The 18,651-nt window shown below is 69.3% G+C and carries 17 protein-coding genes and 1 riboswitch; of the genes, 9 read left to right on the top strand and 8 right to left on the bottom strand.

What is annotated here, in order from left to right; translation table 11 throughout:
- Position 1 precedes the first annotated feature (1 nt).
- Genes FS845_RS15725 through FS845_RS15715 form a run of 3 tightly spaced genes read right to left on the bottom strand, consistent with a single transcriptional unit; the run spans position 2 to position 3,659 of the window.
- Positions 2 to 1,072 (bottom strand): ABC transporter permease, encoded by a 1,071-nt coding sequence (locus FS845_RS15725; RefSeq protein ID WP_144637372.1) that lies wholly within the window; start codon positions 1,070 to 1,072, stop codon positions 2 to 4.
- Positions 1,072 to 2,619 (bottom strand): ABC transporter ATP-binding protein, encoded by a 1,548-nt coding sequence (locus FS845_RS15720; RefSeq protein WP_144636961.1) that lies wholly within the window; start codon positions 2,617 to 2,619, stop codon positions 1,072 to 1,074. The genes FS845_RS15725 and FS845_RS15720 overlap by 1 nt, the downstream gene beginning before the upstream one ends.
- A complete protein-coding gene (locus FS845_RS15715) occupies positions 2,616 to 3,659 on the bottom strand; it encodes a BMP family protein (protein ID WP_144636959.1) in 1,044 nt (347 codons plus the stop codon). Before FS845_RS15715 ends, FS845_RS15720 begins: the two co-directional genes overlap by 4 nt.
- A 299-nt stretch (positions 3,660 to 3,958) precedes the next feature.
- On the opposite strand from FS845_RS15715, the gene FS845_RS15710 reads away from it, so the two are divergent.
- From FS845_RS15710 to FS845_RS15695, 4 genes are read left to right on the top strand one after another with little or no spacing between them, the layout of a single operon-like run.
- Positions 3,959 to 4,906: a VTT domain-containing protein gene (locus FS845_RS15710; protein WP_144636957.1), complete on the top strand. Its 948-nt coding sequence runs from the start codon at positions 3,959 to 3,961 to the stop codon at positions 4,904 to 4,906.
- A 46-nt stretch (positions 4,907 to 4,952) separates the two neighbouring features.
- Positions 4,953 to 5,882, top strand: coding sequence for a 2-dehydropantoate 2-reductase (gene panE, locus FS845_RS15705; RefSeq protein ID WP_144636955.1), 930 nt, complete (start codon positions 4,953 to 4,955; stop codon positions 5,880 to 5,882).
- Entirely contained in the window at positions 5,879 to 6,487 is a 609-nt protein-coding gene (locus FS845_RS15700; RefSeq protein ID WP_144636953.1) for a flavin reductase family protein, read from the top strand. Before panE ends, FS845_RS15700 begins: the two co-directional genes overlap by 4 nt.
- 5 nt (positions 6,488 to 6,492) lie before the next feature.
- A complete protein-coding gene (locus tag FS845_RS15695) occupies positions 6,493 to 6,993 on the top strand; it encodes a nucleoside 2-deoxyribosyltransferase (RefSeq protein WP_144636951.1) in 501 nt (166 codons plus the stop codon).
- On the opposite strand, the gene FS845_RS15690 is transcribed toward FS845_RS15695, so the two are convergent.
- Positions 6,990 to 7,694: a TetR/AcrR family transcriptional regulator gene (locus FS845_RS15690; RefSeq protein WP_144636949.1), complete on the bottom strand. Its 705-nt coding sequence runs from the start codon at positions 7,692 to 7,694 to the stop codon at positions 6,990 to 6,992. The two genes, FS845_RS15695 and FS845_RS15690, sit on opposite strands and share 4 nt — an antisense overlap.
- 100 nt (positions 7,695 to 7,794) lie before the next feature.
- On the opposite strand from FS845_RS15690, the gene FS845_RS15685 reads away from it, so the two are divergent.
- The 3 genes from FS845_RS15685 to FS845_RS15675 are packed head-to-tail and all read left to right on the top strand — an operon-like array spanning position 7,795 to position 11,895.
- Complete coding sequence (locus tag FS845_RS15685) at positions 7,795 to 9,282, top strand: efflux transporter outer membrane subunit (RefSeq protein ID WP_313960322.1); 1,488 nt, start codon at positions 7,795 to 7,797, stop codon at positions 9,280 to 9,282.
- Complete coding sequence (locus FS845_RS15680; protein WP_144636947.1) at positions 9,279 to 10,835, top strand: MFS transporter; 1,557 nt, start codon at positions 9,279 to 9,281, stop codon at positions 10,833 to 10,835. Before FS845_RS15685 ends, FS845_RS15680 begins: the two co-directional genes overlap by 4 nt.
- A gap of 10 nt (positions 10,836 to 10,845) precedes the next feature.
- Entirely contained in the window at positions 10,846 to 11,895 is a 1,050-nt protein-coding gene (locus FS845_RS15675) for an HlyD family secretion protein (RefSeq protein WP_144636945.1), read from the top strand.
- Between the two features lie 152 nt (positions 11,896 to 12,047).
- Here the strand turns inward: FS845_RS15675 and ribB are convergent, their stop codons facing one another.
- Positions 12,048 to 12,749: a 3,4-dihydroxy-2-butanone-4-phosphate synthase gene (ribB, locus tag FS845_RS15670; RefSeq protein WP_144636943.1), complete on the bottom strand. Its 702-nt coding sequence runs from the start codon at positions 12,747 to 12,749 to the stop codon at positions 12,048 to 12,050.
- A 106-nt stretch (positions 12,750 to 12,855) separates the two neighbouring features.
- Positions 12,856 to 13,007: riboswitch (FMN riboswitch) on the bottom strand.
- A 134-nt stretch (positions 13,008 to 13,141) separates the two neighbouring features.
- Positions 13,142 to 13,639 carry an SET domain-containing protein gene (locus tag FS845_RS15665; protein WP_144636941.1) on the bottom strand — a complete coding sequence of 166 codons (498 nt, stop codon included), beginning with the start codon at positions 13,637 to 13,639 and terminating at the stop codon, positions 13,142 to 13,144.
- Positions 13,640 to 13,751: 112 nt separating this feature from the next.
- Between FS845_RS15665 and FS845_RS15660 the strand changes: the two genes are divergently transcribed.
- On the top strand, positions 13,752 to 14,669 hold the full coding sequence (locus FS845_RS15660) for a bestrophin family protein (protein WP_144636939.1): 918 nt from the start codon (positions 13,752 to 13,754) through the stop codon (positions 14,667 to 14,669).
- Positions 14,670 to 14,683: 14 nt separating this feature from the next.
- Here FS845_RS15660 and FS845_RS15655 read toward each other — a convergent pair whose 3' ends face one another.
- Positions 14,684 to 15,160 (bottom strand): Lrp/AsnC family transcriptional regulator, encoded by a 477-nt coding sequence (locus FS845_RS15655; protein WP_144636937.1) that lies wholly within the window; start codon positions 15,158 to 15,160, stop codon positions 14,684 to 14,686.
- 93 nt (positions 15,161 to 15,253) lie between these two features.
- On the opposite strand from FS845_RS15655, the gene ilvB reads away from it, so the two are divergent.
- The gene (gene ilvB / locus FS845_RS15650; RefSeq protein ID WP_186332303.1) at positions 15,254 to 17,071 is read left to right on the top strand and encodes a biosynthetic-type acetolactate synthase large subunit; all 1,818 of its coding nucleotides are present in this window, start codon (positions 15,254 to 15,256) and stop codon (positions 17,069 to 17,071) included.
- 47 nt (positions 17,072 to 17,118) lie between these two features.
- Here ilvB and FS845_RS15645 read toward each other — a convergent pair whose 3' ends face one another.
- Positions 17,119 to 18,417 (bottom strand): amidase, encoded by a 1,299-nt coding sequence (locus FS845_RS15645; protein ID WP_144636933.1) that lies wholly within the window; start codon positions 18,415 to 18,417, stop codon positions 17,119 to 17,121.
- Positions 18,418 to 18,651 lie beyond the last annotated feature (234 nt).

Genomic DNA, 18,651 nt, shown 5'->3' with positions numbered 1-18,651 from the left:
CTCAGCGTACGCGGCGCACGCGGTACTGCGCGAACAGCGTCGCCACCAGCATGGCCAGCAGCGCGACGGCGACGATGACGTCGGCGATGTAGTTGGGCACGGCCACGGCGCGGCTCATGCTGTCGGCGCCCACCAGCATGCCGGCCACGAACACGCTGGCCGCCACCACGCCGATGGGATGCAGGCCCGCCAGCATGGCGACCACCACACCGGTGTAGCCATAGCCGGGCGACATGTCGAGCGTGACGTAGCTGGTGCGGCCCGCCACTTCGATGGCGCCGGCCAGCCCGGCCAGCGCGCCCGACAGCATGGCGGTGCACAGCATCACGCGCTGCACCGGCAGGCCCAGGAAGCGCGAGGCGTGCGCGTTGGCGCCCACCGAGCGCATCTGGAAGCCGAACACGGTATAGCGGTTGACCAGCCACAGGCCGACGGCCAGGCCGATGGCCCACAGCAGGCCCGTGTGGGCGCGCGTGCGCTCGATCAGCTTGCCCAGTTCGAGGCTGCCGTCCAGCGCCACCGATTGGGGCCAGCCCATGGCCATGGGGTCTTTCATGGGGCCGTCCAGCATCATCGACACGAACAGCAGCACGATGAAGTTGCCCAGCAGCGTGGTCACCACTTCATCGACGCCGAAGCGCGATTTCAGCAGCGCGGGCACCAGCAGCAGCACGGCGCCGGCCAGCGCGGCCGCCAGCATCATGCCGGCGAACAGCACGGGCGTGGGCAGGTCGAAGGCGGCGCCGCCATGCATGCCGCCCACCGCCACGGCCGCCAGCGCGCCCATGTACAGCTGGCCTTCGGCGCCGATGTTGAACAGCCGCGCGCGAAAGGCCACGGCGCAGGCCAGGCCGGTCAGCATCAGCGGCGTGGCGCGCGTCAGGGTTTCGGACAGCGCGAAGCGCGAGCCGAAGGCGCCGTCGAACAGCAGCGCATAGGTCCGGCCGACGGGGGCGCCCGCCCATGCCACCAGCAGCATGCCCACCAGCAGGGTGCAGGCCACCGCCACCAGCGGCGCCATGGCCAGCGCCAACCGGCTCGGGTCGGCGCGGCGTTCCAGGGTCCACTTCATCATTGCAGGGTGTTTTCCTTCGAGGGCGTGCCCGTCATGGCCAGGCCGACCGTGGCCGGCGTCCATTGGGACGTGGGCCGCACGTCCACCAGCCTGCCGCCGCACAGTACGGCGATGCGGTCGGCCAGTGCGAATATCTCTTCCAGGTCTTCCGAGACCAGCAGGATGCCGGCCCCGCGCGCGCGGGCGGCCAGCAACTGCTCGCGCACGTAGGCGACCGCGCCGATGTCCAGGCCCCAGGTGGGCTGGTCGGCCACGATGAAGCGCGGCTCGCGCAGCAGCGCGCGGCCCAGCACGAGCTTCTGCATGTTGCCGCCCGACAGGCTGCGCGTGCGCACGTCCAGCGAGGCGGCGCGTACATCGAAGCGGCGCGCCAGTTCCTTGGCATGCTCGCGGCCGGCGCGCGCGCGCACCAGGCCCCAGCGCGCATAGCGCGGATCGTGCAGGTCTTCGACGATGGCGTTCTCCCACACGGGGTTGTCGCCGATCACGCCTTCGTGGTGGCGGTCCTCGGGAATGCGGCCCACGCCCGCCACCGTCCAGCCCGCGGGCGAGGCCGGCGCCAGCGCGCGTTCCGGACCCAGGCGGATGGCGCCTTCGGAAGGCTGGCGCAGGCCCGTCAGCAGCGACACCAGCGCCTGCTGGCCATTGCCCGCCACGCCCGCCACCGCGACGATCTCGTGCGCGTGGACGGTCAGGTCCAGCGGGTGCAGCAGCGGCACGGCATCGCGCGATTCGCGCACGCCGACCTGCGACAGGGTGATCACGGGGGCGGCCTGCTGCGCGGGCGTGGCCGCGTCGGCGTGCGGCAGCACGACCTTGCGGCCCACCATCAGCTCGGCCAGTTCGGTGGCGCTGGTCGCGGCGGTGTCGCGCTCGGCCACCAGCCTGCCCTGGCGCAGCACGGCCACGCGCTGCGACACGGCCATGACTTCGTCCAGCTTGTGCGAGATGAAGATCACCGCCAGGCCCTGCGCCACGAACTCGCGCAGCGTGGCGAACAGCGCCTGCGATTCCTGCGGCGTGAGCACCGCGGTGGGCTCGTCCAGGATGAGCACGCGCGCGCCGCGATACAGCGCCTTCAGGATCTCGACGCGCTGCTTCTCGCCCACCGACAGCGTGCCGACGCGCGCGTCCGGCGACACCGACAGGCCGAAGCGCTGGCCCAGCTCGGCCAGCCGGGCGCGCGCCTGGCGCCGCGCCGAGGCCATGCGCCACAGCGATTCGGTGCCCACCATCACGTTGTCCAGCACCGTCATGTTGTCGGCCAGTGTGAAGTGCTGGTGCACCATGCCGACGCCCGCGGCCAATGCCGCGTCGGGCCGGCCCGGCGGCAGCGGCTGGCCGAAGATCTCGATGCTGCCCGAGTCGGCCACGTAATGGCCGAACAGGATGGACACTAAGGTGGATTTGCCCGCGCCGTTCTCGCCCAGCAGGGCCAGCACCTGGCCCGGCGCCAGCGTCAACGACACGTCGTCGTTGGCGGTCAGGCTGCCGAAGCGCTTGGTGATGCCCGTCAGGCGCAGCGCGGCGGACTGCTGTGTCATTTGGCGGTCGACTTGGGTTCGCTGTCCACGACCTTGACTGCGAAACTGCCGTCCAGGATGGCCTTCTGCCTGGCGGCCACCTTGGCCATCAGCTCGGCCGGCACCTTGCCTTCGAAGGTGCCCAGCGGCGCCAGCTCGGAGCCCTTGAACTTCATCAGCGAGTACTGGCCGTAGTCCTCGGCCTTGAACGTGCCGGCCTTCACCTGGCCCAGTGCATGCTCGATGGTGGGCTCCATGTTCCACAGGGCCGAGGCCACCACGGTCTCGGGATACTGTTGCTGCGTGTTGACCACGTTGCCGATGGCCAGCTTGCCGCGTTCCTTCGCGGCGTCCGACACGCCGAAGCGCTCGGCGTACAGCACGTCCGCGCCCTTGTCGATCATGGCGAAGGCGGCTTCCTTGGCCTTCGGGGGATCGAACCACGAGCCGATGAAGCTGACGGTGAACTCGACCTGCGGGTCGACTTCCTTGGCGCCGGCCATGAAGGCCTGCATGAGGCGGTTGACCTCGGGAATGGGATAGCCGCCCACCAGGCCGATGCGGTGGGTCTTGGTCATGCCGCCGGCGATCATGCCGGTGAGGTAGGCCGGCTCCTGGATGTAGTTGTCGAACACCGAGAAGTTGGGCGCCTGCGGCTTGCCCGACGAGCCCATCAGGAAGGCCGTGCCGGGATAGTCCTTGGCCACCTTGCGCGCGGCCGATTCCACGGCGAAGGCCTCGCCCACGATGAACTTGTTGCCCTGCTCGGCGTATTGCCGCACCACGCGCTCGTAGTCGGCGTTGCTGACGTTCTCGGAGAACGCGTAGTCGATCTCGCCGCGGTCCTTCGCGGCGTTCAGCGCCTTGTGGATGCGCGACACCCACTGCTGCTCGACCGGCACGGTGTAGACCGCGGCCACCTTGACCTTGGCCGGCGCCGCCTGCGCGTGCACGGTGGAGGCCGTCAGGGCGAGGCCGGCGGCCAGGCCAGCCGCAGCACCTAGCTTCAGCAGGGCGCGGCGGGCGGGTCCGGACACGGAAGAGGAGAACCGGGAAGTCATGGAAGGGGGCTCCGAGAGTGGACGATCAAGGGAAATGCGGGCGTGGGGCCCGTGCCGGAGAAAAGCAATATGCATGCCATCCGGGGCGTGCCGCCGGCCCGCGCGGGATGCCGCGATTCGAGGCCGGGCGCACCGCGGCGGGGAATGATACGCCTGTCCATGCCCGAAGGTCAGGCGGGAATGCACCAATGAAGTGCAATGTGTGGTGCGCGTACCCGTTTCCATTCCATGGGCTTGTGGTCGTCGCGCGTGGCGCAGGCCTAAAATGCGGGCCTCCCCACGCGCTTCTCCTTCTACGCATGCAAGACATCCAAACCCTGCTGCAGCAGTACGGCGGCTGGCTGGTCTTCTTCAACGTGCTGGTCGAACAGGCCGGCCTGCCCATTCCTGCCTTCCCCATGCTGGTGGCCGCCGGCGCGCTGGCCAAGGGCGTGGGCGGGCTGGTCGGCACCTGGTTCCTGGCGACGCTGGCCTGCGCGCTGGCCGACACCGCCTGGTACGTGGCCGGCCAGCGTATCGGCGGCCGGCTGCTGGGCCTGGCGTGCAAGGTGTCGCTGTCGCAGGACTCCTGCATCCGCACGGCGCAGAAACTGTATCTGCGCGTGGGCGTGCGCTCGTTGCTGGTGTCGAAGTTCCTGCCGGGGGCGGGGGCGCTGTCGACCATCATGGCGGGCCTCACCGGCACACCGTACCGGCGCTTCCTGGCCTACGACCTGGCCGGCTCGATGATCTGGGCGGGCCTGGGCGTGGCGGCCGGCGCGCTCTTCCAGGAGCTGGTCAACGACATCCTGGACGTGCTGGACCGCTATGGCCTCTACGGCCTGCTGCTGATCGCCCTGGCGCTGGCCGTGTACGTGGCCGTGCGCGCATTCCGGCGCATGGTGCTGGTGCGTACGCTCAAGCGCGTGCCGCGCCTCACCGCCGACGAACTGGTGCGCTGGCAGTCCGAAGGCCTGGCGCCCGTGGTGATCGACGTGCGGCCGAGCCTGTCTGACACCATGCCGCGCATTCCCGGCGCGCTGGTGGCCGATACAGAAGTGCGGCTGGCCGATCTGCCGCTGGACGGCGTGCCCGAGCACATCGTGGTCTATTGCTCGTGCCCCAACGAGATCTCGGCGGCCCGCTTGGCCGCGCGGCTGCGCGATGCGGGCTTCGTCCACATCTGGGCGCTGACAGGCGGCTACGAGGCCTGGGAGCGCGCCGCCCGCACGCATCCGGAGATGACGCCCGCCGCTTACGGCGCATAATGGCGGGCGCGGCCCGGCAGGCGGCCGCGCTATCTCGGAGAATGCAATGCGGATGTTGGTCTTGGGCGCCGGCGGCACCGGTGGATACTTCGGCGGGCGCGCGGCAGAAGCCGGCGTGGACGTGACCTTCCTGGTGCGCGAAGCCCGTGCCGAGAAGCTGCGCCGCGACGGCCTGCGCATCAAGAGTCCGATGGGCGATGCGACGCTGGCTCCCAAGCTGGCCGTGGCCGGCGACGTCGGCGGCCCCTACGACGTGGTGGTGCTCAGCTGCAAGGCCTACGACCTGGACAGCGCCATCGAGGCGATCTGCCCCGCCGTTGGCGAACACACCGTCGTGCTGCCCATCATGAACGGCGTGCGCCAGTACGACGCGCTGGATGCGGCCTTCGGCGCGCATCGCGTGCTGGGCGGCCTGTGCCAGATCGTGGCCACCATGGGCCCCGAAGGCGAGATCGTGCACATGGGCAAGCATGCCAACCTGATCTACGGCGAACGCACCGGCGAGCCGCGCAGCGAGCGCTGCGTGGCCATCGAGACGGCGCTGGCCGGCGTCTCGTTCAAGGCCCGCCTGAGCGAAGACATCTACCAGGACATCTGGGAGAAATACGTCGGCCTGACCACGCTGGCGGCGGCCACCTGCCTCATGCGCGGCACGGTCGGCCAGATCGCGTCGTCCGACGGCGGCGAGGCCTTCATGCTTGCGCTGCTGCGCGAATGCCAGTCGGTGGCGGCCGCCAACGGCCATCCGGTGCGTCCGGAGGCCGACGCGGCCGTGCAGAAGACGCAGACCGACCGGACCTCGTCCCTGACCGCCTCGATGTTCCGCGACCTGAGCCAGGGCGGCCAGGTCGAGGGCGATCACCTGGTGGGCGAGATGGTGCGCCGCGCGGCGGCGGCGGGCCTGGACGTGCCCTACCTGACCGTGGCCAATATCCATCTGCAGGTCTACCAGGCGCGCCGCGCCGCGTCGCAATGAGCCTTCCCCAGGACGACGAAGGCGTGTCGGCGTATGGCTTCGCGCCCGTCGACCTGCCGCGCGCCTACCTGCTGCTGAACCACGGCCCCACCGTGCTGGTGACCAGCGCGCACGCGGGCGAGCGGAACGTCATGGCCGCGGCGTGGGCCATGCCGCTGGATTTCGATCCGCCCAGGATGCTGGTGGTGGTCGACAAGAGTACCCGAACGCGCGCGCTCATCGAGGCCTCGGGCGAGTTCACGCTGTGCGTGCCGGCGCGCGAGCAGGCCGGGGCCGTGATGTACGTGGGCTCGCATTCCGCGCGGCCGGACCAGGACAAGTTCGCGGCGGCCGGCTTGGTGGCCCAGTCCGCCAGCCGCGTCGGCGCGCCGCTGGTGCAAGGCAGCCTGGCCTGCCTGGAATGCAAGGTGGTGCCGGAGCCGCGCAACGAGCAGCGCTACGACCTCTTCATCGGCGAGGTGGTGGCCGCCTGGGCCGATCCCGCGGCGTTCTCCGGCAACCGCTGGCATTTTTCCGGCCCCGAACGCCGCTCGCTGCACTACGTGGCCGGCGGTTCGTTCTTCGAAACCGGCCCGGGCTTCGTCGTGCCCGGCAGCAAGGAGTAAACGCCATGGCGCGCATCTATCTGGCCGGCTTCGACGTGTTCCTGGCCGATGCCGTGGCGCACGGCGAACGCCTGAAGGCGCAGTGCCGCCAGCATGGCCACGAAGGCCTGTTTCCGCTGGACAACGCCGTGCCCGCGGGCCTGTCGGGCCGCGCGCTGGCCGATTGGATCTACCGCCAGAACACCGCGCTGATCCGCCAGGCCGACGTGGTCATGGCCAACCTGGCGCCCTTTCGCGGCGCCGAGCCGGATTCCGGCACGGCGTTCGAGGTGGGCTATGCGGTGGCGCTGGGCAAGCCGGTGTGGGGCTATACAGACCGGGCCGAACCGCTGCTGCGACAGGTGGGCGTGGGCGCCGATCCGGCCGACCCCACGCGCACTGTCGATGCGCAGGGCTATACGGTCGAGGACTTCGGCCTGAACCTGAACCTGATGCTGGCCTGCAGCGCCCGCATCGTGGTGGGTGACGCGGCGCAATGCCTGCGGGAGATGGCCCGCGCGCGCTAGCGGCGGGCTGCCTGTTTGCGTGCCGCCGTCTTCGCCTCTGGATTGGCGGCGCGCTTGCCCGAAGCCTGGCGCGCCACGCCATAGGCGCGCAGGAAGGTTTCCACGGCCGACGTGGTCCAACTCTCGATCTGTGCCTGCGAAGGCCGGCTGTCCGGATGCAGCAGGCATTCCAGCTGGGCCTCGCCGCGCACCAGGCTGAGGAAATGGTTGGCAGCCACATCCAGGCCTACCGTGCCCAGGTCGATGTCGCCACGTCCGATGGCCAGCGTCAGCTGGCGGGCGACCAGATCGCACACCGTGCGTGGGCCCAGCACGAAAAACGTGCGCGCCAGCGCCGGAAAGCGCGGCGCCGCCGCCACCACCACGCGTACCGTGGCCAGCCCGCGCGGCGACAGCGCCTGCAGCAGATAGGTGCGGCCGATCTCGGTAAGCATGGCCTGGATCGGGCCGGCGGCGAACTCGGTCTTGCGCATTTCGGCGACGACCTCGCCGCACTGGTGCTCGATGGCCGCGACGAACAGCGCCTCTTTGTTCTCGAAGTGCGCGTACATGGTCGCCTTCGAGACGCCGGCGGCCTGCTGGATCATGTCGGACGTGGCCTCGGCGAAACCATGTTGCAGGAAGACGTCGCGGGCCGCTTCCAGAACCTTGGCGGCCTTGGCATTGGGCCGTGCGGCTGGGGTGTGGTCAGGCGTAGACATAAAACTGTACCTTTCAGTTCAATCCTGTTGACATGGGAAATTGTACAACCTAGCATATGAACTGTACCGTACAGTACAGTTTGCATATCAGGTGATTCCCGTGTTCAAACGCTCCTCGACCCTGCTGACGATCTCCCTGGCCACCGCCATGCTGGCCGGTTGCGCCGTGGGTCCCGACTTCCAGCGGCCCGAAGATGCCTTGCAATCGGCCCGGCTGGCGCCGCGGCCGGACACCCTGCACGCGCAGGCCGCCGTCTCGTCCGACCCCGTGCCGCGCCGCTGGTGGACGCTGTTCGGCGATCCGGTGCTGGATGGCCTGCTGGCAGGCGTGTGGGACGGCAACCTGGATCTGCAGGCCGCTTCCGCCCGCCTGGCGCAAAGCCGCGCAAGATACGGCATCGCCGTCGCGGGGCTCTATCCGCAGATCAATGCCGGCGCCAGCTACACGCGCCAGCGCCTGAGCGAAAACGGCCCGATGGCTGCGCTGGGCGCGCCCACCGACCCGACCGACCTGTGGCAGGCGGGTTTCGACGCCCGCTGGGAAATCGACCTGTGGAACCGCCAGGGCCGCCTGAAAGAAGGCGCGCTGGCCCGAATGCAGGCGCAGGCGTACCAGCGAGAGGCGGTCCGTGTGTCGCTGGCCGCCGAGATCGCGCGCAACTACCTGGTGCTGCGCGGCGTGCAGCAGCGCCTGGACATCGCTCGGCAGAACGAGGCGCTGGCGCGGCACATGGTGCAGCTGGTGCAGACGCGGCAGCGCAACGGCGTGGCCACGCGCTTCGATCTGGCGGCCGCGCAGTCGCAGTTGGCCAAGGTGCAGGCGCTGTTGCCCGAGCTGTCGCAGCGCCAGCACGAGCTGATGAATGCGCTGGCGCTGTCCATCGGCCAGGCGCCGCGCCAGTTGGATGCCTTGCTGGCGCCCACGGGCGCGATGCCGCGCGTGCCCCCCAACGCCAACGTAGGCCTGCCGTCGGAACTGGCGCATCGCCGGCCCGACATCCGCGAGGCCGAGGCGGCGCTGCATGCGGCCACCGCCGACATCGGGGCGGCCCAGGCGGACTTCTATCCACGCATCACGCTGGGCGGCTCGATCGGCCTGCAGGCGCTGGACGACGGCGACCTGGGAACATGGGGCGCGCGCAATTTCTCGATCGGCCCGTCCATTCACCTGCCCATCTTCGAAGGCGGGCGCCTGAAGCGCACGCTGGAGTTGACCAAGGCGAGCCAGCAGGCCGCCGCCATCCAGTACCGCAAGACCGTGCTGCAGGCCTGGCACGAGATCGACAATGCGTTGAACGCGCGTGGCGCGCAATATCAGCAGCACGACGCGCTGGTCGAGGCCTATGCGCGCTCGCGCGAGGCCTTCGCGGCCACGCAGAGCCAGTACCAGAACGGCGTGGCCGACTACGTGGGCGTGCTGGTCGCGCAGCAGGCCTTGCTGAAAGACCAGCTGGCGCTGTCCGACAGCACGACGGCGGTGGGCACGTCGCTGGTGGCGCTGTACAAGGCGCTGGGCGGCGGGTGGGATCCGGATGCGGTCGATGCTGCTTCGCAGTCGGCGACCGAGGCACGAAAGGCCTCTTCATGAACAGTGCCACGGCTCCACTCTCGGGCGCCGCGCCAGCGCAGGCAGCACCTGTACAGGCCATTCCCTTCGGGCCTCGTCTCGCCGTCGGCCTGCTGGGCATCTTCATCGCCGCGATGATGTCCGGCATCAACAGCCGCGTGGGCGCGCTGGCGCTGGCGGACCTTCGCGGTGGGCTGGGCGTGGGCATCGACGAGGCATCGTGGCTCAACACCGCCTACAGCGCAGGCGAGCTGATCGCCATGCCGTTCGCGGCGTGGTTCGCCGTCACGCTGTCGTTGCGCCGCTTCCATCTGCTGGTGCTGGCCGTCATCGCCGCCATCGCCATCCTATTGCCTTGGGTGCAGAACCTGCCGCTGCTGATGGCGCTGCGCGCGATACAGGGCGTGGCCAGCGGCGCGCTGATACCGCTCTTGATGATGGCGGCATTGCGCTTCCTGCCGCTTAGCCTGCGGCTGTATGCCTTGGCCATTTATTCGATGACGGCCACCTTCTCGCCGAACGTATCGATCTGGCTGACGGGCCTGTGGACCGACCAGGTGTCCGACCTGCGCCTGGTGTATTGGCAGGCCGTACCGGCCGCGTTGCTGGCCGCGCCTCTGGTGGCGTGGGGCATTCCGCAGGATGCGCCCAAGCCCGGGCGTTTCAAGGACGCGAACTGGTTCGGCATGGTCTTCGGCGTGCTGGGCCTGGCCCTGGTGGCCGTGACCCTGGATCAGGGCAGCCGGCTGGACTGGTTCCGTTCGCCGCTGATCGCCTGCGCGGCGGCCTGCGGTGTGGCATGCATGGGCATGTACCTGCTGACCGAATGGCACCATCCCTCGCCCTTCATCAAGCTGCAGCTGCTTGAGCGCCGCAACCTGGGTCTGGGTTTTTCCATCTTCTTCTGCCTGGTGGTGATCTTCCTGTCGGGCTCGCTGCTGCCCGTGTCGCACCTCGCGCGCGCATGGGAATACCGGGCGCTGCAGTCCGCGCCGATCGGCTTGCTGATCGGGTTGCCGCAACTGGTGCTGGCGCCGGCCGTGTCCCTGCTGCTGTACCGCAAGTGGGTGGATGCCCGCTGCACGCTGGCGCTGGGCCTGGTGCTGATCGCGATCGCCTGCCTGCTGGGCAGCAGGCTCACCCATGAATGGATGTGGAGCGAGTTCCTCGTGCCGCAGATGCTGCAGGCCGTGGGACAACCCATGGCGGTGGTGTCGATGCTGTTCCTGGCCACCAGCGTGGTGCAGCCGTCCGAGGGCGCCTATGTGTCCGGAACCGTGAACCTGCTGCGCGCGCTGGCCTCGCTGGCCGGTTCCGCCGCGGTTACCCGGCTGGTCGAGCTGCGCGAGCGCTTCCATGCCGAGATGCTGCTGGACCAGCTGGCGGGCGTCTCGGGGCGCGGCCTGCATGCGGCGGATGCCGCGAGCCTGGCGCTCACCGTCCGCCAGCAGGCGGCGGTGCTGTCCATCGCGGACGCCTATCTGGCGCTGGGCGCCGCGGCGCTGTTGCTGATTCCCTGCGTGTTCGCCATGAAGTACATCCCGGCGCCGCAGATCCAAACCCGTTCTTCATAGAGACACGATCATGGCACTTCCCAAGTCCATCAAGATCGCAGGCGTGTGCGTGCTGGCCGCCTGCGTCGCGGGCGGCATCTACGTGCTGAACCGTCCCGCCTCCCTGTCCTCGACGCAGGCGACCGACGACGCCTACGTCATGGCCGACATGACGCTGGTGGCGCCACAGGTGGCGGGACAGATCGTCGAGGTCGCGGTGCGAGACAACCAGGCCGTGCAGGCCGGCGAGTTGCTGGCGCGCATCGACGACCGAGATTTCGTGCTGGCGGTGCAAATCGCGCAGGCGCGCGTGGCCGAGACCGCAGCCGCGGTGCAGGGCCTGGAGGCCGAGATCGCGATGCAGGCCTCCACCATCCGCCAGAAGCACGCCGAGCTGTCGGCCAGCGATGCCGAACTGGCCTTGGCGCGCGCCGATGCGGTGCGCTACCGCAACCTGGCCAAGGATGGCGCCGGCACCGCGCAGGCGCGCCAGCAGGCCGAGTCCACGCTGCGCATCCGGCAGGCCGCGCGCGACCGCACGGACGCGGCGGTGCAGGCCGAGGCCCGCAGGACGGATACGCTGCGCGCCGCGCTGCTGAAGGCGCAAGCCAGCGGCCAGACGGCCGCCGCGGCGCTGGCGCAGGCGGAATTGCAGCTGTCGCGCACGCGCATCGTGGCCCCGGTGGCCGGCACGGTGGGCGAGCGCACCGTGCGCGTCGGCGGCTTCGTGGCCATCGGCAAGCCCATCGTCACGCTGGTGCCCTTGCAGCAGATCTACGTGGAAGCCAACTTCCGCGAGACGCAGCTGGCGCGCGTACAGGCGGGCCAGCACGTCAGCATCGTGGTGGATGCGTTGCCGGGCATGGCGTTCTCGGGATCGGTGGAAAGCCTGGGACCGGCCAGCGGCGTCAGCTATGCACCCATCGCGCCGCACAATGCCACCGGCAACTTCACCAAGATCGTGCAGCGGCTGCCCGTGCGCATCGCGCTGGACCCGGACCAGCCCGGCCTGGAGCGGCTGCGCGTGGGCATGTCGGTGCAGCCCCGGATCGACGTCGAGGCTCGGCCCGTGCGTTCATGATGCGCCCAGGGCCCAGGGCCCAGGGCCCAGGCCCGACGGTCGCGCGCGGCAATGGTCGACGCCGGCGCGCCTCGGGTCGACCCACTGTTGCGATGAATACAGGCTTGGCCGCGCGATCCACGGGATCACGCGTGATCGCGCCTGATGCCGCGTCAGGCCGCGATGGCCTCGACCGCGTCGGCCGCCTGCGCCGCCTCGGCGCGCTGGCGCAGGTGGTCCGCCAGTTCGGCGATGTGCAGCGCCACCAGTCCGTGCGTGGCCGCATAGCGTTCCAGCGATGCGCCGCGCATCATCGTGCCGTCGGGATTCATCAGTTCGCACAGCACGCCGGCGGCGGGCAGGCCGGCCAGCACGGCCAGGTCCACCGAGCCCTCGGTGTGGCCGCGGCGCGTCAGCACGCCGCCCGGCTGGGCCCGCAGCGGGAACACGTGTCCCGGGCTGACCAGGTCGGTGCGCCGCGCCTGCGGCGCGATGGCGGCGCGGATGGTGGTGACGCGGTCGACCGCCGACACCCCGGTGCTGACGCCTTCGCGCGCCTCGATGGACACGGTGAACGCCGTGCCGTGGCGCGCGCCATTGTTGCTGACCATGGGCGGCAGGCCCAGTGCGTCGAGCACGTCGCCGGGCAGGCACAGGCACACGATGCCGCTGCCGTCGCGGATCAGTTGCGCCATCACGGGCACGGTCAGCTTGTCGGCGGCGACGATCAGGTCGGCTTCGTTCTCGCGGTCGGCGTCGTCCATCAGGATGATGGGTCGGCCGATGCGCAGGTGCTGCAGGGCGCGCTCCAGCCGCATGGCGAAGGGCTGCGCGTACAGGGGGGAAACGACGGAAGAGGAAACGGTAGAGGACATTGAAACGCTCTCGCGAAAAAAGGGGCGAAAAACGTTTCAGGGCTGCGGACAGCCGTACGCCGCACCGGCATGGGCGTACGTAGCCCTTGCCGTGGATGGCGTGCCGGCACATCTTCTTTCATCCGGACTGTGACCGTCGGCCCTGGCATCGCACCAGATCTGCTGACCCCGTGATCGGAAGACCACGGGCGCTCGCGGGCTCGCCGCATTGCGCGGCATACCGCCGGTGGGGAGTTTCGCCCCGCCCTGAAGACGTACTGCAGGCCGCTGGATTGCGACCGTGCACAAATTGTACGCCTGTCATGGGCGGCAATAGCGGCCGGCGTTAGACAGATTGCTTTGAAGCTTACGGGGTGGGCCAGTGGCCGCGCGCAGCGGCAAACGCCTCTGGCTCAGTCCGCGTCCTTCTGCTTTTTCTTCTTCTTCTCGGGCAGCGCCAGCATGGTGCCGCGGCATTCGGGCGCGCCGCACAGGCAGCGGTAGCCTTCCTTCAACTTCTTGGTGATGCGGCCGTCCATGACCAGGCCGTAGTCGTAGAACAGCTCTTCGCCGCGCTTGATGTCGCGCAGCGCGACGATGTAGACGCGCTTGCCGCCTGAGCCTTCCTGCGCTTCGCAGTTGGGCGCGCAGGCATGGTTGATCCAGCGCGCGTCGTTGCCCTCGTCGCCGCCGTCGATGACCTTGCCCGAGCTGATCGCGAAGAAGAACGTGTGGAACGGATCGTCGGGATTGGTGGGATGCCGGCGATCGGCTTCCTCCGGCGTGATGCGCCGGCCGCCGTACTCGATGATGCGCGTGCCGGCGGGAATCTTTCGGGCGGCGAAGACGCCGTTGCCATGCAGCTCGGAGCGGCGCACGGCGTACCACGGTTTGGCGGTGTCGGAGGTCATTGAGAACGGGATGCGGTGGCGTAAGCGTGCGCCATTATATCGGCGCGTCATGGCGCGGGCACAGGCGTATAGTGGTTGGCACCGTCTGCCGTACCGCCACTTTGCATCCACCATGATCGTCCGTCCGCGTCCCTCCGCTTTGGGCCTGTTGTTCGTCAGCCGCGGATCGATCATCCCCGTCATCCTGCCCAAGCTGGCATGCATCCTGGTGCTGTCGTGCGCGGTCGGATGGATGCATGCGCGTGGCGCGTTCGATCCGGGGCACCTTGGCGCGGTGCCGTTCTCGCTGTTCGGCCTGACGCTGTCGGTGTTCCTGGGCTTTCGCAACAACGTCTGCTACGACCGCTGGTGGGAAGGCCGTCGCCAGTGGGGCGAGCTGATCGTGCAGGCGCGCAGCCTGGCACGCGAGTCCGCGGCGGTGCTGTCGCCCGCCGAGCCCGAATTGCAGGCACGCCTGGTGCGCCGCCTCATCGCCCATGCGCACGCCCTGGCGGCGCGGCTGCGCGACACCGATGCATTGGCCGCCGCGCGGCCATGGCTCGAAGCGTCCGACGTCAGCGCGTGCAGCGGCCGGCGCAACCTGCCCGACGCGCTGCTGCGCGCCATCAATGCCGACCTGGCCGATTGCCTGCGCCGCGGCGTGATCGGCGAAGTCGTCTACCAGGGCATGGTGGCGCGCCTGGGTGCGTGCGCCGGCGTGCAGGCCGCCTGCGAACGCATCCAGAACACGCCCACGCCTTTCGCCTATTCGCTGCTGCTGCACCGCACGGCCTGGCTGTTCTGCCTGCTGCTGCCGTTCGGGCTGGTGGGGGCGTTGGGCCTGCTGACGCCGCTGGCCGTTGTGATCGTGGCCTACACCTTCTTCGGGCTGGATGCCTTGGGCGACGAACTGGAAGAGCCTTTCGGCATGGCCGAGAACGACCTGCCGCTGCAGGCCATGGCGCGCACCATCGAGATCGACCTGCTCGAGGGCCTGGGCGTGCAGCCGCTGCCCGAGCCGCTGGCGCCTCGCGACTACGTGCTGACCTAACCCGGCAGCTCGGCTCAATCGCCCGCCGGCGGCGCCACCAGCGGCAGCTTCGATTCCTTCAGGCTGCGCAGCACGAAGCCCGATTTGCTGTGGCGGATGCCCGGAATGCGATAGAGCCGTTCGCGCAGCAGCCGCTCGTAGTCGCGCGTGTCGCGCACGGCGATGCGGATGTAGTAGTCGTAGTCGCCCGAGACCAGGAAGGCCTCCAGCACTTCGGGAATCTCGGACAGCGCGCGGCCGAACTCGTACAGCGTCTCTTCGCTGTGGCTTTCCAGCGTGACGTGCACGATGACCGTGTCCGTGTATCCCAGCTTGGCCGGATCGATGTCCACCGTGTAGCCGCGGATGACGCCCGCCTTTTCCATGCGCTTGATGCGGTTCCAGCAGGGCGTGGGCGACAGGCCCACGATGGCGCCAATATCGTTCAGGCTGGCGCGCGCGTTGTCCTGCAGGACCTTCAATATTGCCAAGTCGAATTTGTCCAGATTCATTTTCTTCACATCCGAAGAATTGAAGAAGAATTTACTGCAATCCGGCTCGTGGCGCAGAAAATAAGATAAAAATTCTTCTCATTTGGCCCTAAGATGATCAACATGAACGATCGTCTCTCTCCCTCCGCCCTCGCCGTCCTGGACGCCGCCCAACAGCCCCGCAACGGCGCGCAGATCCTGCTGGACACGCTGATCGCCTGTGGCGTCGACACCGTGTTCGGCTATCCCGGCGGCGCCGTGCTGCCGCTGTACGACGCGCTGCACGCCGAGCCGCGCCTGCGCCACGTGCTGGTGCGCCACGAACAGGCCGCCGTGCACGCCGCCGAAGGCTATGCGCGCAGCACCGGGCGTCCGGGCGTGGTGTTCGTCACCTCCGGGCCCGGCATGGCCAACACCACCTCGGGCCTGCTGGACGCCATGTGCGACTCCATCCCCGTGCTGTGCATCAGCGGCCAGGTGGCCACGTCGGCCATCGGCACCGATGCGTTCCAGGAGTGCGACGCGCTGGGCATCTCGCGGTCGGTCACCAAGTGGAATACGCAGGTGCATTGCGCGGGCGAAGTCGGTTCGGTGGTGGCGCGCGCCTTCGCGCTGACCCGCGAGGGCCGGCCCGGTCCGGTGCTGGTGGACCTGCCCAAGGACGTGCAGCTGGCCGTGCCCGAGCCCGGCTGCGCGGATTCGGAAGCCGCCCTGCAGCGCCGCGGCGACGCCGAACTGCGCGCGCGCCGCCACGTCGTCAAGAATGCCGGCCGCCTGCCGCAGGGCGCGCTGCGCCGTGCGCTGGCGCTGATCGAGCAGGCCGAGCGACCCGTCTTCTACGGCGGCGGTGGCCTGGTCAACGCGGGGCCGGAGGCCTGCGCGGCCTTCACCGCACTGGTGCGCGCCAGCGGCGCGCCGTGCACGCTGACCCTGATGGGCCTGGGCGCGTTTCCCGCCTCCGATCCGCAGTTCGTGGGCATGCTGGGCATGCACGGCACGCTGGAGGCCAACCTGGCCATGCACGAGTCCGACCTGGTGATCTGCGTGGGGGCGCGCTTCGACGACCGCATCACCGGCAAGCTGGCCGAGTTCTGCCCGCACGCGCGCAAGATCCACATCGACATCGATCCCACCTCCATCAACAAGGTCGTGCGCGTGGACGTGGCGCTGGTGGGCGATGCCCTGCCGATGCTGCAGGCCCTGTCGGCGGACCTGCCGGCGCTGCCCGCCGGCCGGCTGGATCCCTGGTGGCGGCGCATCGACACCTGGCGCGCGCGCCGCTGCCTGGACTACGCGCCGAACGACAAGGCCATCCTGCCGCAGCACCTGATGCAGCGCCTGGACGCGGCGCTGGCCGGCCGCGACGCCATCGTCTCCACCGACGTGGGCCAGCACCAGATGTGGGCCGCGCAGTACCTGCGCTTCGACCTGCCCAATCGCTGGCTGACCTCGGGCGGGGCGGGTACCATGGGCTACGGCGTGCCCGCCGCGATCGGCGCGCAGATCGCCCATCCGGGCCGCACCGTGGCGTGCGTCACCGGCGACGCGTCGGTGCTGATGAACATCCAGGAGCTGTCCACCGCCATCCAGCACCGCGTACCGGTGAAGGTCGTGCTTTGCAACAACGGCTACATGGGCATGGTGCGCCAGTGGCAGGAACTGATCCACGGCGGCCGCTACAGCCACAGCTACAACGAGGCCCTGCCGGATTTCGTGGCGCTGGCCAAGGCATTCGGCTGGGGCGCCGCGCGCGTGGAGGATCCTGCGCAGCTGGACGCCGCGCTGGCGCAATGCCTGGCATACGACGGCCCGTTCTTCCTGGACGTGGTGGTGCAGGCGCAGGAGAACTGCTTTCCGATGATGCCCGCGGGACAGGGCCACCATCGCATGATGCTGGCGGAAGGGGTCTGGTACGAGGATTCCTCGACCTGAAACAGGGATGCCGGCCTTTATGGGCGGCGTCGCGGGACTGCGCCGGCCTACATCTCGGGCGGCTGCTCGGCCAGCACGCCCTGCACCCAGCTGGCCACGGACAGCAGGCGATGGTCGTCGTTGGCGCGGCCGATGGCCTGCAGGCCGACGGGCAGGCCCTGCGGTCCTTGCGCGAAAGGCAGGTGCACCGTGGGCACGCCGGCCATGGTCCAGCCACGGCAGAACTGCGGATCGCCCGTGCCCTGTTCGAAGAACGGCGCCTCGCCCGCGGCGCTGGGCGCCAGCAGGATGTCGTAGTCGTCGAACCAGCCGTCGATGCGCGCGGCGATACGCACGGCATGCTGGCGCAGCGTCAGGTACTGCTCGGTCGAGATGCCCGCGCCGGCGTCCAGCACGGCCTGCAGCTTCATGCTGAGCTGCGCGCCGTAGGTGCGGCGTTCGAAGGCCAGCGACAGCGCGGCTTCGTACGCCATGATGTCGGCATGCAGCTGCACGACCATGCAGTCTTCGGTGGGCAGCGGCATTTCCTCGACGCGCGCGCCGGCGGCGGACAGCACGCGCGCGGCGTGCTCGAACGCGGTGCGGCTTTCCGGCAGCGTGTGGCGCCATTGCTGCGAGCGGAACATGCCGATGCGCGGCTTGCCGTCGTAGCCCAGCTTCAGCAGACGCGGATCCCGCAACAGCACCGAGGCCAGCAGGCCCACGTCGTCCACCGAACGGCCGAAGCCGCCGATGGTGTCCAGCGAATCCGCGAGGTTCTTCATGCCGGCGCGCGGCACCCGGCCAAAGCTGGGCTTGAAACCGACGATGCCGCAATACGCGGCCGGCCGGATGATGGAGCCGGCCGTCTGCGTGCCCAGGGCCAGCGGCACCATGTCGTCGCCCACCGCGGCGGCCGAGCCGCTGGACGAGCCACCCGGCGTGTAGGCCAGGTTTCGTGGATTGTGCGTGGGACCGGGGGTGTAGGTGGCGAACTCGGTGGTCACCGTCTTGCCCGGCACCACCGCGCCCGCGTCGCGGCACAGCGCCACGCACGCGGCGTCGGCATCGGGCCGATGATGCTCGTAGATGCTGGAGCCATAGCGCGTGGGCAGGTCGTGGGTGTCGAAGATGTCCTTCACCCCCAGGGGCAGGCCATGCAGCACGCCGCGGATCGGGCCGCGGTCCAGCGCCTGCGCCTGCGCGATCGCCGCATCGGCATCGAGGGCGGCCCAGGCCTGCAGCTGAGGTTCGCGCTGTTCGATGCGGGCCAGACAGGCGCGCATCAACTGCTCGGCGCTCAATTCCCGGCGGTTGAGTAGGCGGGCGGCCTCGAGCGCCCCCAGCTTGTTCAATACAGTCGCCATCCCGTTTTCCCCAACGAGTGTTTTCTTTCTTTATGACGCCGGCCCACGAAATTTTGTTCCAGCGTTCGGCCTGATGACCAAATATGTCCGCAGTGTAGAAGCAACCTCACTGTTGCGCCAACCCCACGAAGCGTTATTGCCTCATTCCGGACATCTTGATATGCCGCAAGAGGCGTGCCCGTGGCGTGGGCGGATGACATGAGGCTGTCATCCGCGGCCCGTAAATTTGAAATC

Origin of the sequence: Bordetella genomosp. 13 (genome assembly GCF_007679965.1) — a bacterium.
GTDB lineage: Bacteria > Pseudomonadota > Gammaproteobacteria > Burkholderiales > Burkholderiaceae_B > Bordetella.
Note: the sequence above shows the minus strand (reverse complement) of the source record. Positions and strands in the feature narration are given on the sequence as shown.